At 61.9% G+C, this 16,844-nt stretch carries 12 protein-coding genes and 1 pseudogene; 10 read left to right on the plus strand and 3 right to left on the minus strand.

Going from position 1 to position 16,844, the window contains the following annotated elements; all coding sequences use genetic code 11:
- Positions 1-413 precede the first annotated feature (413 nt).
- Positions 414-3,806, plus strand: coding sequence for a hypothetical protein (locus EV662_RS16385; RefSeq protein ID WP_132464902.1), 3,393 nt, complete (start codon positions 414-416; stop codon positions 3,804-3,806).
- The gene (locus EV662_RS16390) at positions 3,803-4,690 is read left to right on the plus strand and encodes a hypothetical protein (RefSeq protein WP_132464905.1); all 888 of its coding nucleotides are present in this window, start codon (positions 3,803-3,805) and stop codon (positions 4,688-4,690) included. Before EV662_RS16385 ends, EV662_RS16390 begins: the two co-directional genes overlap by 4 nt.
- 70 nt (positions 4,691-4,760) lie before the next feature.
- Here the strand turns inward: EV662_RS16390 and EV662_RS16395 are convergent, their stop codons facing one another.
- Positions 4,761-6,671: an ATP-binding protein gene (locus EV662_RS16395; protein ID WP_132464908.1), complete on the minus strand. Its 1,911-nt coding sequence runs from the start codon at positions 6,669-6,671 to the stop codon at positions 4,761-4,763.
- Positions 6,672-6,719: 48 nt separating this feature from the next.
- On the opposite strand from EV662_RS16395, the gene EV662_RS16400 reads away from it, so the two are divergent.
- The gene (locus tag EV662_RS16400) at positions 6,720-7,151 is read left to right on the plus strand and encodes a DUF669 domain-containing protein (protein WP_132464911.1); all 432 of its coding nucleotides are present in this window, start codon (positions 6,720-6,722) and stop codon (positions 7,149-7,151) included.
- 67 nt (positions 7,152-7,218) lie between these two features.
- Entirely contained in the window at positions 7,219-7,365 is a 147-nt protein-coding gene (locus tag EV662_RS19635; protein WP_165915635.1) for a hypothetical protein, read from the plus strand.
- Between the two features lie 322 nt (positions 7,366-7,687).
- On the opposite strand, the gene EV662_RS16405 is transcribed toward EV662_RS19635, so the two are convergent.
- On the minus strand, positions 7,688-8,167 hold the full coding sequence (locus tag EV662_RS16405; protein WP_132464914.1) for a hypothetical protein: 480 nt from the start codon (positions 8,165-8,167) through the stop codon (positions 7,688-7,690).
- A gap of 102 nt (positions 8,168-8,269) precedes the next feature.
- On the opposite strand from EV662_RS16405, the gene EV662_RS16410 reads away from it, so the two are divergent.
- The 3 genes and pseudogenes from EV662_RS16410 to EV662_RS16420 all read left to right on the plus strand — a co-directional run.
- Positions 8,270-9,775 (plus strand): alginate export family protein, encoded by a 1,506-nt coding sequence (locus tag EV662_RS16410; protein ID WP_243695881.1) that lies wholly within the window; start codon positions 8,270-8,272, stop codon positions 9,773-9,775.
- 28 nt (positions 9,776-9,803) lie between these two features.
- Positions 9,804-11,096, plus strand: a complete 1,293-nt coding sequence (locus tag EV662_RS16415) for a serine hydrolase domain-containing protein (RefSeq protein WP_243695882.1) — start codon at positions 9,804-9,806, stop codon at positions 11,094-11,096.
- Positions 11,097-11,432: 336 nt separating this feature from the next.
- Positions 11,433-11,936: pseudogene (locus tag EV662_RS16420) on the plus strand (IS66 family transposase); the annotation flags it as partial.
- Here the strand turns inward: EV662_RS16420 and EV662_RS16425 are convergent.
- The gene (locus EV662_RS16425; RefSeq protein ID WP_132464920.1) at positions 11,928-12,632 is read right to left on the minus strand and encodes a P-loop NTPase family protein; all 705 of its coding nucleotides are present in this window, start codon (positions 12,630-12,632) and stop codon (positions 11,928-11,930) included. The pseudogene EV662_RS16420 and the gene EV662_RS16425 sit on opposite strands and share 9 nt — an antisense overlap.
- A 440-nt stretch (positions 12,633-13,072) precedes the next feature.
- Here EV662_RS16425 and EV662_RS16430 point away from each other — a divergent pair, with 440 nt between their 5' ends.
- From EV662_RS16430 to flgK, 3 genes are all read left to right on the plus strand, one after another.
- On the plus strand, positions 13,073-13,933 hold the full coding sequence (locus EV662_RS16430) for a flagellar motor protein MotB (protein ID WP_132464923.1): 861 nt from the start codon (positions 13,073-13,075) through the stop codon (positions 13,931-13,933).
- Between the two features lie 89 nt (positions 13,934-14,022).
- The gene (locus EV662_RS16435; RefSeq protein WP_132464926.1) at positions 14,023-15,348 is read left to right on the plus strand and encodes a flagellar hook protein FlgE; all 1,326 of its coding nucleotides are present in this window, start codon (positions 14,023-14,025) and stop codon (positions 15,346-15,348) included.
- Positions 15,349-15,386: 38 nt separating this feature from the next.
- Positions 15,387-16,844, plus strand: coding sequence for a flagellar hook-associated protein FlgK (gene flgK, locus EV662_RS16440; protein WP_132464929.1), 1,458 nt, complete (start codon positions 15,387-15,389; stop codon positions 16,842-16,844).

The following is a 16,844-nucleotide window of genomic DNA, read 5'->3' on the forward strand; positions in this document are numbered from 1 at the left end:
CTCTTCGGGCTTGTGCTTCTTCTGGGGCATTCCTTCGTCCTCCATCTGGCTCGAAAGCCTACTTCAGGGAGGACCACTTTTCAGGGGGCAGGCCAGAAACACTGTGGAAGCAAGAGGGGCCGAACTCCTTCATATCGTCGCGTAAACTTACTCAGAACACCTGTCTCCACGACCTGAAGCACTGTACGCTTGCGCTGCAAGCAATCCATCTATCGCAAACTTCGAGAGCGGTCTTGGCGATCAGAAACTGACCTTCATTCGCCCAACAGCTAAGGTTTCTCGGGTGTGGTTGATCATCCGCATCTGGCGCACGCATCCGGCGCTCTGTAGGGTATGAGGGAAATCTAATACCCAACGGAGAGCGGCAAAGCGCTGTGCCAAACTCCGAGTTCGTCGAAGGGCATTCGCAGCACATGCAAGGACTTGCAGCAGAACTTCTTCTCAACGCCGTCCGCGAAGAGAAACCAATTGTGCTTGTAGCTGGACAGGACTTTGCGGTTCCTCCTGCGCCATCGAATGTGCTGACGCTCTTCAAGAAACGAATAGCCCATTCTGGTGAACGCTTCGGCTGGCGCCAAGTGCTCGACCATCAGCTCAACGACGAAGACAAGGAATTTCTTGCGGAGCGCTTCGACCGCATGGCCCCAAATTCCATTGCGTTGCGCGCAATTGAGCTTCCATGGAGCGCTGTCTTTACCTCGTCCATCGATCCGCGATTTGCCAGTCGATTTTCAACTCGCGGCCGGCAACCAGAGGCAGTGCTATCGCGCAATCACTACGCCCGGGTTTCGCGGAGCAAATCACGACCTCCAGTTTACCACCTGTTTGGACGCTTGAGCGAGGTCGCACCCGAGGCTCGAATTCCAAGCTCAAGAATTGAACTTGCGCTGCGCAAGCAGACCCACGCTAGCGAGTTACTCAACCGCGTCGCGGACACTGCGACGGCTCACGGTCTCGTTATCATCGATGGTGTTGATGTGCACGGAGACTGGCTCGGAATCGACGATCTGTTCGCTGCGCTGCTAAGTCAGCCAGGTATGCAGGTGCTTTGGTTTCAGGCTCCACAGATACTGTCGACAGACCTGTCGCTCGCGATGCAAGAAACAGGCGCACTTGTCACGACGGAAGTCTCCCTCGGGTCTTGTGTCGCGACGCTGGAGGCAGAGGGTCTTCTTGATCTTTCAGAAGTATCCGCCCCGGAAGATCCTGCACGCATAACCACTGCAGATGGTGCAATCGATATCTCGCCGCAGCTGCGTCTTCGTGTCGAGGCTTCAGCCAATATCGTTGATGACACTTGGACGGCGCAACCACCCGCGCTCGATGGAGATCAACTCGCCGAGGCGTTCCGGGTGTTCCACGGTGATCTCGGGGGGTTCCGGAACCTCGTCGAAGGCATCGAACGCGGCTTTGCTATTGAACGGGGGTTTGAACGGGACCTCTTGGGCTTGCTCGAGAGAGCCGTGCGTAGGGCCGATAAATCGGACGGTCTCGTGGTTCTCCACGGACAATCTGCAACGGGAAAAAGCATTGCCCTTGCTCGGCTCACTTGGCTGATACGCACGCGGCTCCGCTTACCGGTGCTGATATGTCTCAATCGGCTTCCCAGCTTCGCGGATATTGATGCTTTTTGCGTCGAGGCGGAGCAGGCGGGGGCTCCGACAACTGTTCTAGTCTGCGACGCGAACCTGCCGATACACCGCTACCGCGAGTTGACCTCTGCTTTGCAGAGCCGAGGCAGGAAAGTCACTACCGTGGGTACAACTTATCGGATTGAGGATAGATATCTTCAGGGTCAAGATTTTGCGGTTGAAGCGCCTGTCGAGCTGTCGCCGGAGGAGACCGCCGCGCTTGGCGAGTTGATCGCGCAGATGGCTCCAGGCGAGGTAGTTGTAGGCACAGTGCCAGACGGCTGGAACATGCTTGCTTGGGTGTATCGCAAGCTATCCTGGGGACGCTCGCGCGTCGCTCACGGAATTGGCGCCGAAGCACGACGTGCGGAAGCCCTTATTCGCGAGCGGGCGCGAACGACGCCGCGACCCGCAAACACCTCGAAACTCGCCGAGCAACTCCTGCAGGTTGGGTTTGCCGGCGAATCTTTCTCAATCTTCGATGAAGACACACAAGGGGCAGAGCTTGGCGAAGATGTCGCCGGACGACTTATCGATCTTGTGATGGTAACCGGTCGCTTAGGCGTACCGGTGCCAATCAACCTCTTGATACGAGTGCTCAGCAGTCAAGTAGGTCACTTGGACTACACTACGGTTGGTCACCTATTTGAAAATCTTGATCTATTTCGTTGGCGAACGGCCGATGCCGAAGGCTCTGACCTGCTGATCTCTCCACGGCTGCAGCTTGAGGCTGAGCTGATTTGCCGTCGGCGCCTAGCTGGTACCGACCGGGAAATCGAATGCGTCGTCGATCTTATCCGCGGGGTGCAGTTCGAGGGTATTGAGCAGGCGCACGAGCGTTCTTTCCTTATCGATCTTCTCCAGAAACTGGATCGTGATGGACCGCGCGGGCAAGCCTACAAGCAGGGCTACCTCCGTTTTGCTGATGCGCTTCGCTATCTCAGGGAGCAACGTGGAATATGTGATGCGTCTCTCATGCTCAGGGAGTGCGTGTTTTACCGACAGGCCATCTTTTCGCAGGATGGGCCGGACTCTCCCGACCAAATGCCAGAGGAAGAACGCCTAAGGGTTCTCGACACAGCTAGAAGCGTCATTGAGGAAGCCATAAGACTGGCTGCGTCGGGTGAGATGCATGTCGGTAAGCGCAATAGATTGAACCTTAGCGTCGAGCGAGCCTCGATCTACGGTTACCTCGCTGTACAAAGAGCGCGGACCGGCGATCCTACGATGTGGTCGGAGTATGAAGCCGCACGCCAGGCGGGCCTGCGGGCCACTGCGTTGACCGATGATTACCATCCGATCGACGTTGCGTTGTGGACAGCGCTAGACGTGCTCGAGGGCGAGAGTACGGATTTACACAAGGCCCAACTGGTTGCTGATCTCTATTCTACACTCGATCTGGCCGAAACCATTAATCTGCGGCCAGAACAGAGGGTTCGCTACCAGCAGCGTCGGCACAAGGTCGCGAGCATTCTTGAGGATAAAGCTTTGGGCGAGGACGCATTGACGAGTCTTGATGCCGTTGCTCCTGCGACTGCCGCTTTTCTGCGCGCCCGCCAGCTTGCACCAGACGTCTCTGACGGTGAGCTAGCCACTGAAAATCAAGTTTCAAAAGCCCTGCAGGCTGCCCGAATTCTTGAAAAAGACATGGAAGCAATGCGCGATGTTCGTTGCCTTCGGCTACTCGTTCGCATGCGCTGGTTAGTCGCAACTAGACAACGATTGTTTCGTGGAGAACGAGGGCGCACCCCCTCGGATGCCACAATGGCCAGTCAGCTATACGACCTGGTAGCGACGCAGAACGAGCGACTTGGCGATGCTGTTCGCAACCAGGATAGATACTTGGAGGCCGTGCTCGCATTCTTGTCAGGAGATACCCGCGGTGCAGCGGATCTTTTTCGTGACCTCGCGAGGGACACCGAATTCGAGGATCGCTCGCGTGTTATCAGAAAGTTGATCTCAACAGGTATCAACGGACGGCCAATCGACTATTCAGGACGCGTGCGCCGACACTTAGGCGGAGATCGCTGGCTTGTCGATGTTGATGGCCTGGAAGCGCAGATCGGACTGCTTGAACACGAGTTCCGGTCAGAACAGATCAGTCCCGGGCGTCAGCTCAACCGCTTCTGGATCGCCTTCAACTACATTGGACCGGTCGCCGAATACCCGAGATGAGCACGACTTCGCCGATTGACCTGTCTGACCTGTACGCGACGCTGAGAAGGCGACTTGCTGTGCACGTCTCTGAAGGTTGTGATGAGATTACGCTCCGCCTTCCGCAAGCATTCGATGGAGAGTTGGCATTCTACAGGCTAGTGAATTGGGCGTATGCATTGGTGAATGAAGCAGCCCGCATTCCGCTACCATACCTTGCGAACCTGCCGCCATTACGCGCCAACGATATTTACAAGCGCGAGATCGGTTTTCTGCGAACCTATCTGAGCCACAATCTGGGAAACAGTAAGCGCGACCTTCAAACGGCGGCGGGTGCCGCTAGGTGGTTCGGGCAAGCCTGCGGTAAGGGATCTCCGAGAGAACCCGAGCACTATGCCGCCGCTTGCCATTTTCTCGCTGATCGGCTTCGGACAACTTTAGAAGGAGCTATCGATGCATGTGATCTGCTAGATGACCCAATCGACGGTCCAGCGCTCGTTTCTAATCTACATCTGCAGGTCAGCCAAACATGGGAAGCACATCGGTTCGATCCTATTGTACAGGACTGCGCAGAGAAGATCGGAAATCCAGGAATTGATCTTCTGAAGTTTCGCAGTCGAAGATTGGACATCTGGCGGGCAGTGGTAAAGAATGCTGAGGCGGCAGCAGTAGAAACTGCTGTGAAGCGTCAGATTGAAGCGGATCTCCTTAGTGAGATCGATACAAGGCTTCCGATAGGTGCTCGGGAAGCCAAAGAGCATCTTTGCGTTTCAGGCAAGGATGCTGTCGTTGCCGCCCTCCTACTGCTGCGAGATGCCCGGTCCAAAGGCAATTTATCAGTTCCAGACATACTCGTTCACGTGAACAAATCAAATCAAGGCTCTTCGGACCGATCTGAGTCTTAAGGCCTCGTCGATTTTCCGTATTCGCAAAACGGGCAATTGAGTAAATGAGAGCAGTTCGGACACGGCAACTCTAAAGTTCGTGTACATAAGGCTGGACATCGCAAACTTCCTTGGCGATCTCGACGACATGGCGGTGATGAGTCAGGTAGATCGCTTGACCGCTCCGGCCGATCCGTTCCATGAGACGGCAGGCGGCACGCGTTCGGTCCTCATCGAAGGTCTCGAAAACGTCGTCACAAAAGAAGGGTAGCTGAACGCCCTGTGCTACCATTTGTTCGTAGGCCGCTGCGCGCAGCGCCAGATAGAGTTGGAACCTCGTTCCCTTCGACATGTCGCCGATCTGCTTGGCGGTGCCGCTCGCATCGACCGCCAACAAGATTTCAGCACCACCGTCCGGTTGCGTCAGCAGCTTCTGATAGGCGCCGTTCGTGAGCTCCGCAAAGGCGCGCTCTGTGGATGCCATCATGTCGCTCCGATGCCTGTCGCGATAGCGGCGGATGGCATCTTCGGCGAGGCGTAGACCGAAGTCCAACTCCAGATAGTCAAGAACCGCCTCTTCGATCTGAATCTGCAACGTGGCGCGCCGCTCGACCAGGTCGGCGATCTCTGCGCCGCCGGTAACACTGCCGAGGTCCCGCTCGGCATTGGCTCGGGCCACGGTGGCGGTGGACATCCGCTCTTCCGCGAGGTTGAGATCGGTGTCTAGGGACTTCGCTTTCGCCTCGAGCGTTGTAGCGGTTTCATCGGCAAGTAGCTGGCGGGCTTCCTCCACTTTCCTCAGCGAGAGGTCGTCGAGGATCTGCCGTTCGAGCTCGGCGACCCGTTCTCTTTTTGCGATGATGTCGAGGCCCTTGCCCACAGCGACCCGAAGGGCGTCGATTGTGCTGGTGTCCACCGTCTCCGGGAACACCGCACCAAGTTCCGCCACTTTCCTGTCGATGTCTTCGAGCTTCGCCTCGAGTTCAGTTCGCCGTTTTTCACCGTCTTCAAGCTTAGTACCGAGCTTCTCGTGCTGTGACTTGTCAGCCTGCGCTTGCTCTGCGAGCTCCCGCAGGCGCCGGAATGTGTCGAGAGGGTCGCTCTCCCCGATGCCGAAACGTGCACCAAGGGCGCCAGAGGCTTCCGTGAACCGGCGTTGATCGTCCTTCATCGTGTTAACCTGACGTTCGGCTTGTCGCCGCTTCTCGTTGTGTTCGCGTAGTTCGCGCAGCTGCCCGAGACCGGCGGCAAGTTGGTCGGGTGAGAGCATCTCGCCGAAAAGTTCGTGTACCTTTGCGCTCCAGGCCGCAGCAGTCCTCTCGGCGGTGTCCTCAAGGACTCCCTGTTCGCCTTGCCGGCGTTCGAGATCCTCCTCGAGGGCGGTGGTCTTGTCTGAGGCGGCCCGCACCTCTTCCTGGTGGCGCCGTTCGTTTTCGGCAAGACGTCGCGCGGCGAGCAACGCTGCATCCAATGTCGGGGTCTCCAAAGCGACGAGGGGCGTGAGCGCCTGACGAAGCTGCTCTGCCCGATCCAGCGTCTCCCGGTGGTGTTCGACAAACCTGTTCCGTTGCCGCTCAGCGGTTATGGCTTTGCTGTGTAGCGCAACCCAGTCCGAAAAAGCCGAAGGGGAAAGCGCCGGAAGTCCGATCTGCGAACATAGACCGTGGACTTGTCTCTCGAGCTCTCGTGCCTGCTCGGCGAGCCCATCGCGCTGTTCCCGGGTCGTCGTCGCGCGTGCTTCCGCGTCCGCCAGATCCTGCAGGAGCTTTCGCAGTTCGCCGAGCTCGCTCGCGTGGGCGAGACGCGCGGCGTTGATGTCGTCCACCGTTTTCATCGACGGTGCAAAGCTGTCCGCGCTCTCTGATGTCAGGGTTTCACGATGTGCTTGCCAAAGGGCGTCACGTCGGGTCCGCGCCGCCTGTTCCTCTTCGTCGCTTGCAATCCTAGCGTCTTCCGAGAGCCGGGTGATTTTCGCCTTCACGGCGGCGATGTCCTCGTCCAAACGCTCCAACCTGTCGTCAAAGCGTCCGAGCTTCTCCGCCAGATCGGCATGGCGTTGGGCAGTGTCTGCTGCTGTCGATGGATCGACCGGGCAGACCGGGAGGGGCAGTATCTCTGGCTGATGCTCGACGTCCTCGAGGGGCCGCAGCAGGGCCGCAAGGTCTTCGACCAGCTGAACCTGGTGAACGCCAACCCGACCACGGTCGAGATCGCGCAGCGCACGCTGTCGGCGATCTGCCACGCCACGGGCAAGCTGCAGGTGAACGACAGCGAGGAGCTGCACCTGATCCCGATGACGATCCAGGTCGGCGTGAAGCCCCCGAAGGACGGCTACGGCGAGCGCAACACGATCCGTTACATGGTGCCCGAGGCCCCGGCGCAGACGATCCCGCACAAGCCCGCCGCGACGCAGCCGGCCAGCGCGCCCGCGCAGTCGGCGCCCGCCCGCCCGGCCACCGCGCCCTGGAACCGCAAGAGCTGACGCCCTCGGCCGCCGCGGGCGGATAGCTCGCGGCGGCCCGGACATCGCCAGACCCGAGAGACCGACCATGACCAACACCCCCGACGCGGCCTGCGCGGCCGCGAACGCCCCCGGCTTGCCTGACGACACCCGGCGCCTGATCGAGATCGAGGACGCAATCGCGAAGAGACTGATCCTCCGCGACCGGCGTCCGGCGCGATACTGCACCACGTAGCCCTTCCGCCCGCTCGGCAGCACGCGCAGCCCGAAGCCAGGGATCTGGCTGTCCCAGACAAAGTATTCGGCGGAGCGGGCTTCGGCGGCGTCGACGAGGCGTTTGGTGATCTTGGGCATGGCGTTCTTCGGTGGGCCGCGCTGCAGCATGGATCGATACCGCCTGACGACGGCTTTGGGCCGTTTTCGCTGTGATCGGTTAAGCGGTTTTCTCTGTCCAATCCAGCGGCGTTTCGCCAGGCGGCGCTTTCGGTGCCCCTTAGGCGCAATTGCAAAAGTGCCGCTGGACCGGGGAAAGCGAAATCTCGCATAAATCGTCAAAGTCATTCTTCATCTGCTCCGGCGACTTTCGCGGCCTCGAAAGCCAGCAGCAAGGACGCGAGAGAGGCGATCGTGTCACCAGTCGCGGCTTCCAGATCGCAAGCGGCGCCACGGGTGACGGTAAGGCACCCATCCGCCCCTCTTGCGACCCATCCTTTTTCTTGCAACGTGACCACCTTCCGCCGCACCGTCTCTCTCGGAATGCCCGAGTACTCGGCCACCGACTGTATATTGATCGGAAGCTGCCTGGTTTCCGTGTCGTCCAGTCGGGTCATCTGGGTTAATTCGTCCAGCGCCGGCACCCATCGCTCAGGCAGCGTCCTGCTGCCGATTACGGCCAGGACCAGAACAAGGTCGAGGTCGCCGTCGAAACGTTTCCGCAACTGCACAAGCAGGCGGGTGAACCCCGCCAGGTGGACGGGCCAGACCGTCCCGAAACTGGATTTGATGAACGCGCCTTGCGCGGTATCGCGTGACGGCATCGCGCATGCTCCTCCAGCTTTGCCCATTTTGGGCGAAGAAAGTCTTCTCATGCAATTAGACTTAGTCAACACTCCGCTTGGAACATCATTGGGCGGACGTTCATGGCGTCGAAATCTTCATTGCCCGCGCGGGCTCAATCTCGCGACGACGCGGCGCGCCGTGCGGTCGTCTTTGTGCAGAAGCACATGACCAGAATTTGTGCCGGTACCCTGATCCTCGCGCATGTCGCAGTGCTGCCGGCACAGGCGCAAGAGCGCGATCCGATGCTGCTCTACGAACAAGACGGCCTGACCCTGCGCGGGCATCTCCAATTCGGTGTGAATGCCGTTGCCGAGCGCAACCTGTTTTGGGATTTGGCGGCGACGACCAACCCGGGCAGTGGCTTCGACCCGGATACCAACTGGCTGGAAGGCTACATCAAGCCCGGCATCAGCTTCGAGTACCAACTGGACACGGGCGCCGTGTTCTACGGAAAGTTCTCTGCCGTGTCGTCTTACACCTGGGGAACCGACGCGTTCGACACGGGCGATACCGGAGCCACCACTCTCGAAGAGGCCTATCTCGCCATCCGTGGCGACCTTGGTCCAGACCTGTCGTACGACCTGTCGCTGGGGCCGCGTGAGTTGACCCTCGGCACTGGCATGCTGATCGCGAACGGCGCGACCAGCGGGTTCGAACGTGGCGCCCTCAAGTTCGGCCCGCGCAAGGCCTGGGAAATGGCGGTGATTGGCCGCCTCTCCTTCGGGGACATCACTGGAACGGCATTTTACCTCGACCCGAACGAGTTGCCTTCTACCGACGGGAACAACGAACTGGCAGGTTTCGATCTGCGCTACGACGACCCGCGAGGGGGCTATCTCGGGGCGACATTCGTGAATGTGCTCGAGTCCGACTCGCCCTATCCGCAGGCTGCGCCGGGCGGCGTGGGCGCGCCCACGGTTACACCGGGCGCGCGCGATGGAACCAACACGGTGAGTGTTTACGCCAAGACGAACCCGTTCGCGGGCGCCTTGGAGAATTGGGTCTTCACCGCAGACTTTGCCCGCCAGTGGAATGACCGTATCGATCTGGACGCCTGGGCCGGGCGGGTAACAGCCGGATACACGTTCGCTAATGTGCCCTGGTCGCCGAACTTGACCCTCGGTTACCAGACATTTTCCGGGGACGATCCGAACACGACGGCCCTGGAACGGTTCGACCCGCTCTACTATCAGGGAAGTCCGAGTGCCTGGGCGACGGGATCGAAGTCCGCCTCGACCTTCATCAATTCAAACGTGAACGCGCTGACCCTTGCGCTTCGGGTTCAGCCGACCCGGCAAGACACCTGGACGCTTCGGTATGCCCATATCCGGGCGAACGAGTTGAACAGCCCCGTCCAGTTCGGCCAGGCAACCCGCGTCGATTTGAACGGGAACGTGGTCTCGGGTGTCACCGACGCCCATCTCGCCGACGACCTGTTCCTGGAATACAGCCGTATCATCAACCGCAACACGTTCCTGACGGCTGGCGTCTCGGTCTCCTTTCCGGGAGACGGCATCGACAATGTCGTGGGCGGGAGCGCAGATCCATGGACAGGAGGCTTCGTGAATGTCGTCATCAACTTCTGATATGATCGCATTGGCCGCAGGAGTTGCCATGGCATTCGCGATGTCAACCGGTGCGGATGCGCAGGCGGTGCCGCTCACGGCGCAGGACTCCGACCCTAACGCGATGGGCTGGATGCAAGGCTTTCCACCGCCGCCCGACAAGTTGATCACGCAGCCCGATTCCAACTACTTCAGCTTTCCGAAGCTTCGTTGGTCAGTCTGTCACCTTCGCGAGTTCCTTCCCACCGAAGAGATCAGCCGCGGGCTCGGCGCGCCGGTCCCGCTGGACTACCCCACACCGGCAGAGTTCGCGGACCTGCGGTCCGAGATCGACAATCTGACATTCATGCCGGTGAACGGCGATCAGGCCATGACGTGGGAAGAGTCGCTTTATGCCAACTACACCGATGGCATGCTCATCATCCACAAGGGACAGGTCGTATACGAGCGCTATTTCGGTTGTCTCGAAGAGAGCGGCAAGCACGCCATCATGTCGATGACGAAGTCGATCACCGGACTCCTGGGCGAGATCTTGGTTCAGGAGGGCGCGCTGGACGAAACGCTTCTGGTGCGTGACGTGATCCCCGAAATCGGCGACAGCGCCTTCGCCACCGCCACGGTGCGCGAGGTCATGGATATGACCACAGGCGTTCGATATTCCGAGGACTACTCTGATCCAAACGCGGACATCTGGCTGTATTCCGCCGCGGCAAGCCCGCTGCCCAAGCCGGAGGGGTACGAGGGACCCAACGGGTATTGGGAGTACCTTCAGCAGGTTCAGCCCGATGGCGAGCACGGGATCTCCTTCCACTACAAGACCATCAATTCCGACATGCTTGGCTGGATCATCTCCCGTGTGACCGGCAAAGCCGTGACCGAGCTTGCCTCAGAGCGGCTCTGGACTCGCATGGGTGCCGAGCAGGATGCCTACCAGACGGTCGACGGCAAGGGTGTGCCCTTTGCCGGTGGTGGCGTGACGGCCGGCCTGCGTGACCTGGGTCGGCTGGGGCTGTTGATGCTGAACGGCGGCGTGATCAATGGCGAGCGCCTGTTCCCGGCAGAGGTCGTAGAAAGCATTGCAGCCGGGGGCGACCAGTCCAAGTTCGCCGGTTTCCCGACGATCCCGAACGGCAGCTACACCAGCCAATGGTGGGTGTTCCACAACGATCACGGCGCCTATGCCGCGCGCGGCGTGCACGGCCAGACGATCTACGTCGATCCCACCGCCGAGATGGTGCTGGTCCGCCTGGCCTCGTTCCCGCGCGCACAAAACGGCTTCATCGACCCGACCTCGCTGCCCGCCTACCAGGCCGTGGCTGAGTTCCTTATGGCGCGAAACTGAAACCGGAAATCCAATAGCGATATCCAGAGCTCCGGGAAGGTCATCTTCCAGACCTGACACATGGCGAGCGAGGACACGCAGCCAATGACCGCTTCCCGCCCACCTCTTCCATGGGAGGTGAAGGCCGGTGCTGCGCCATATACGCCGCACGGCAATGGACTGGGTGCACGCGAAGCCTCACCCTCCTGCATTCACCTTTCTGCCGTCCGCCCTGTCCGCCCGCGAAGCCCTGTTGAATATGGCGGCGGACGGCAGGCGGACATGCGAGGCGCAAGCTGAAAGAGGTCTTCGACCGCGACGGCTCCGAGATCGCCGCCGTTCGCCATTGTGCTTGAACCAATGGCGCACCAATGGCTCGCCCTGCGCCGGATCGCCGAACTCTACGCGATCGAGAAAGACATCCGCGGCTGCGCCCCCGGCCAGCGCCTGTCGGCCCGTCGGGCCCGGTCCGCACCTCTGGTCACCGCCTTCGGCGAGTGGCTGCAAGCGCAACGCCTGCGCGTCTCCGCCAAGTCCCGCCTCGGCGAAAAGCTCGCCTATATCCATGACCATTGGGACGGGCTGCAGACCTTCCTGACCGACGGCCGCGTCGAGATCGACTCCAACGCCGTCGAAAATCTGGTTCGTCCGATTGCCCTGAATCGCAAGAATGCACTCTTCGCCGGTCATGACGAGGGCGGCAGGACCTGGGGCCGCATCGCCTCGCTGATCGAGACCTGCAAGATCAACGGCGTGGAGCCCTTCGCCTATCTCAAGGCCACCCTCGAGGCCATCGCGAACGGCCATCCCCAAAGCCGGCTCGACGACCTGCTCCCGTGGAACTTCCAGCCGTCAAACTGAAAACCGGGTGACCGTCAGACGACGCTTACGCAGGAGCGGTGCGATGCGCCGAAGGCGGCGGGCTTGCGCGGGAAGCCGTCGGCTGCGTCGGTCAGGGCCGGGTAGCAGTGCCTTAGATGGGCGATCCAGTCCGTGGCGGTGCCTTTCCGAGATGGTCGGCAACGTCAGGGCAATTGCCCGGTCGGCCAGGTCGGCGCGTTCCGACAGGTCGGGAATGCCGTTCAGGATGCAGGGGCGCGTCGCGTCGACCAGCACCTCGTCGGCATCGCTGTGCAGCTTGCGCGTGGCGAATCCGCCCCCGGTGGCCAGGCGGCACAGCGCATCGGCCATGCTGGGCTTGATCCGCGAGAGGTTGTCGAAGACCAGGACATGCGCGCCCTGGGCCGCGATCACCAGGCCGCGTTCGTCGCCGGGAAAGCTCCGGGTTTCGAGGGTGGACGGATCGACCAAGGCCCGCAGAACCTTCGACGTGGTGCTCTTGGCGCTGCCCTGTTCACCGGTCAGGATCAGGAGTGGGTAAGGGCCGCTCGGCCGCAGGCAGCCCAGGAGCCAGCTCACCATGAGCCGGAAGTCCCGATCGGTGCCGACATTCACGAAGGCCCGCAGGGCGTCCAGATCGCCGCTTCCCGCGATGGGAACGGGCAGCGCGGCCATGCTGGGCGCGCGCTTGAAGCGCGGTTCCTTCGCCTGGCGCATGCGCCAGGCTCCGATTCTGCGCCCTCGTTGATCGCGAGGTGCGGATACAGGGCTTCAATGGTCAAGGTCGTCCCTCGTTTCCTGCGCTGAACGCGCATAGATCGACAAGTTGCTCGAAGGCCTCGACTCAAATATGGTCGAGGCGATGACCTGGGTCGAGGATGTGCGCGGCTGGGAGAATACCGGATCCCGAAGTGGGGCGCGGGCACTGGCAGGGGTGTTGTCGCCCTACCCCTCGGAGATCCGGGTCGAGACCGCCGCAATCCCTGCGATCGTCCACGCCTGTATCGGCGAACGGCAACCGATACACCGATGACAGTGATCGCGGAAAAGGCCGCAGATCTGCGCCTTGGCGCCTGAATTCCGCCGTTTTTCACCGTTACCACCATGCCGTTGGCCGCTCACCAGAACCGGGGTGGGGTGAATACGAAGGTGGTGCTATGGCGCATGCAGACAGCGCGCCAGTCATCATCAAGCGTAAGAAGGTAGTGGGCGGCGGCGGACACCACGGTGGGGCGTGGAAAGTCGCATATGCCGACTTCGTGACCGCCATGATGGCCTTCTTCATGCTGATGTGGCTGCTGAACGCGACGACGGAAAAACAACGCAAGGGGATTGCGGACTATTTCAATCCCACGATCCCGGTGAACCGGGTGTCCGGGGGCGGCGAGGGCGCCTTTGGCGGTGAAAGCGTGTTTTCGGAACGGATCCTTGCCCAGACCGGCACGGGGGCCGCGCAACCCAGCCCCACGCCCGAACGCCAGGCGCGCGGCACCGTCGGTGCGCAGGAGTCGGCGGACAAGAAGGACGACGCCCAGGCCCAGGCCGAGGCGCAGGCCCTGCGCGAGATCGAGGAGTTGCTGAACGGCAAAAGCGGCGAGACCGTGTTCAGCGAACAATTGCTGCGCCACATCATCACCCGGCTGACCGACGAGGGTCTCATCGTCGAGATTTTCGACCTCGACGAGGCGCCCCTGTTCTCCGCGGACGGGACCGAGGCCATGCCGGTTCTGGACGAGTTGATCGCGGTGATCGGCGAAGCCTTCGCCATCGTCAAGAACGAGGTGTCGGTCTCGGGCTATGTCAGCGCGCGGCCCGTCGTCCTGGCCGAAAACCCGGTCTGGGACCTGTCCACCGCGCGGGCGCATGCGGTGCGCCGCATGCTCGAGGCGGCGGGCCTGTCCTCCGACCGGTTCGAACGGATCAGCGGCTATGCCGACCGCAAACCCGCGGTCTCGACGCCGATGGCACCGCGCAACAACCGGCTCGAACTGGTGCTGCTGCGCTCGGACACGTCGTAATGGGGCGGATTTTAGATATTAGGGCCACGTTAAATGTCGGGATGTAACGGTGCTGTCGGCTGGGGACCAAGCAGCAGAAAGGTGCTTCCATGACGATTTCCTCCTCGCTTAATGCCGGTGTTGCGGGCCTTGCGGCCAACGCCAACCGGCTGGCGACCATTTCCGACAACATCGCCAACTCGTCGACCTACGGCTACAAGCGGGCCCAGGCGGATTTCCATTCCATGGTCATCGACAGCACGCGCGGCACCTACTCCGCGGGCGGCGTGCGGATCACGACCTCGCGGCTGATCGACGAGGCCGGGGCGCTGGAAACCACGAACAACGCGACCGACCTTGCGGTGCGTGGCCGCGGGTTCCTTCCGGTGACCTCGGAAACGGCGCTGATCTCGGATACCGACGACTACCCGATGTACCTGGCCACCACCGGTTCGTTCCGCACCGATGCCGACGGCATCCTGCGCACCTCGACGGGCCTCGTGCTGATGGGGTGGCCGGCCAATGCCGATGGCACGATCCCGACCTATCCGCGCGATACCTCCGACGGTCTCAGCCCGGTGCAGATCCAGACCAACCAGTTCGCGGCCGAGCCGACGACGGAAATCACCCTTGGCGTGAACCTGCCCGCGACCGAAACCATCGCCGGGGCCGCCGATACGCCGCTGACCCTGTCGGTTGAATATTTCGACAACCTGGGCACGTCGCAAAGCATCGGCGTCACCTATGATCCGGTCGTCCCCGGGACCGGCGCGTCCAACCAGTGGATCATGACGCTGACCGACAGCGCCTTGGGCGGCGCGGTCATCGGCGAATACACGCTGACCTTCGATGACACCCAGGGCAATGGCGGCACGCTCGACACGGTGGCCCTGACCGCGGCCGGCACGGCGGCCGGGGCGGGCGCTTGGGATTCCGGCACCGGCGTCCTGACCGTGAATGTCGGTGCCAATGGCGACGCGATGGAAATCAATATCGGCGCTGCGGGCACGGGCAGCATCATGACCCAGCTCTCCGACAGCTTCGCACCCACCGCGATCAGCAAGAACGGCTTTCCGGTCGGCAACATGACCTCGATCGAGGTGGACGGGAACGGCTTCGTCAAGGCGAACTTCGACACCGGCATCACCCGCACGATCTACCAGATCCCGATGATCGACGTGCCCAACCCGAACGGTCTCGTCGCGCTGGACAACCAGATCTACACGCTGTCGGACACCAGCGGGTCGTTCTTCCTGTGGGATGCCGGCGACGGGCCCACCGGTGACGTCATCAGCTACGCACTCGAGGAATCCTCGACCGACGTGGCCAACGAACTGACCGAATTGATCCAGACCCAGCGGGCCTACTCGTCGAACGCCAAGGTGATCCAGACCGTGGACGAGATGCTCCAGGAGACGACGAACATCAAGCGCTAGGCCGCGATGTCGCGGCCGGCGTGAAAGCGAGGTGAGAGATGAGCCTGAGCACAAGCCTTTCCAATGCCCTGTCCGGCCTCAATGCCGCGTCTCGGGGCGCCCAGGTCGTATCGTCGAACATCTCCAACGCGCTCACCGAAGGGTATGGTCGCCGCGTCCTCGAGACGTCGGCGGCCGTCAATGGCGGGCAAAGCGGGGGCGTGCGGGTCGACGGCGTGCGCCGCGACACGAACCTCGTGCTGATTTCCGACCGCCGCCTCTCCGAGGCCGAAACCGGCCAGGCCGAGACACGCGCCGACGCGCTGTCGCGGATCGAGGCGGCGCTGGGTACGCCCGATGACGCCGACTCCATCGCCGCGCGGATCGCGGCGCTGGAATCCAGCCTCGTCTCCGCGGCCAGCCGGCCCGACAGCACCACCCGGCTCGCCGATGTCCTGTCGGCCGCCCAGGGGGTCGCCGGCACCATCCAGGCCGCCGCCAGCGACATCCAGTCCGTCCGGATGGATGCCGAGAACGCGATTTCCCAGGATGTCGAAACGCTCAACAGCTCGCTTGCCCGCATCGCCGAACTGAACGTCGAAATCCGCAGTCATGCCGGAAGCAATGTCGACACCAGCGCGCTGTTCGATCAACGCCAGATCCTCGTCGACCGGATCGCCGAGATCGTGCCGTTGCGCCAGATCGCCCGCGATGGCGGCACCATCGCCCTGTATACCGAAACCGGCGCCGCGCTGGTTGACGCCCAGGCCTCGGAATTCGCGTTCAAGCCCGCCGGGATGATCGTCGCCGACATGACCATCGAAAGCGGCGCGCTGTCCGGCCTGACCATGAACGGCGAGCCGGTCAAGGCAACCGGCGGGTTCGCGCCGATGGGCGGCGGCCGCCTCGGTGCCCTGTTCGAAACGCGCGACGTGACCGCCCCCTCGGCCCAGGCCGATCTCGATGCGCTGGCCCGTGACCTGGTCGAACGTTTCTCCGGCCCCTCGCTTGACGCGAGCCTTGCGCCCGGGGCTGCGGGCCTGTTCACCGACCGCGGCGCGGCCTTCGATCCGCTCGACGAACTGGGTTTGTCCGAACGCATCGCCGTGAACGCCGCCGTCGATCCGGCCGAGGGCGGCGCGGTTTGGCGCCTGCGCGACGGTCTCGGGGCGGCCGGCGTGGGCGAGGTCGGCAATTCGACCCTTCTGACCGCCTTTGCCGATGCCCTCACCACCGGGCGGACGGCGGTGTCCGGGCCGTTTTCCGGCCAGGTCTTCTCGGCCGCCGGTCTCGCCTCCGAGACGGTGTCGCGCATTTCCGTCCAGGCCCAGAACGCGATCGAGGGCGAGAGTTTCTCGCTCGCCCGCACCAATGCGCTCAAGGAGGCCGAGTTGGCGGGCGGGGTCGATACCGATGCCGAGCTGCAGGACCTGATGCTGTTCGAACAGGCCTATGCCGCCAACGCCAAGGTCATGCAGGCGGTCGACCAGATGATGCAGACGTTGATGGAGATCTGA

This window comes from Rhodovulum marinum (assembly GCF_004343075.1).
GTDB lineage: Bacteria > Pseudomonadota > Alphaproteobacteria > Rhodobacterales > Rhodobacteraceae > Rhodovulum > Rhodovulum marinum.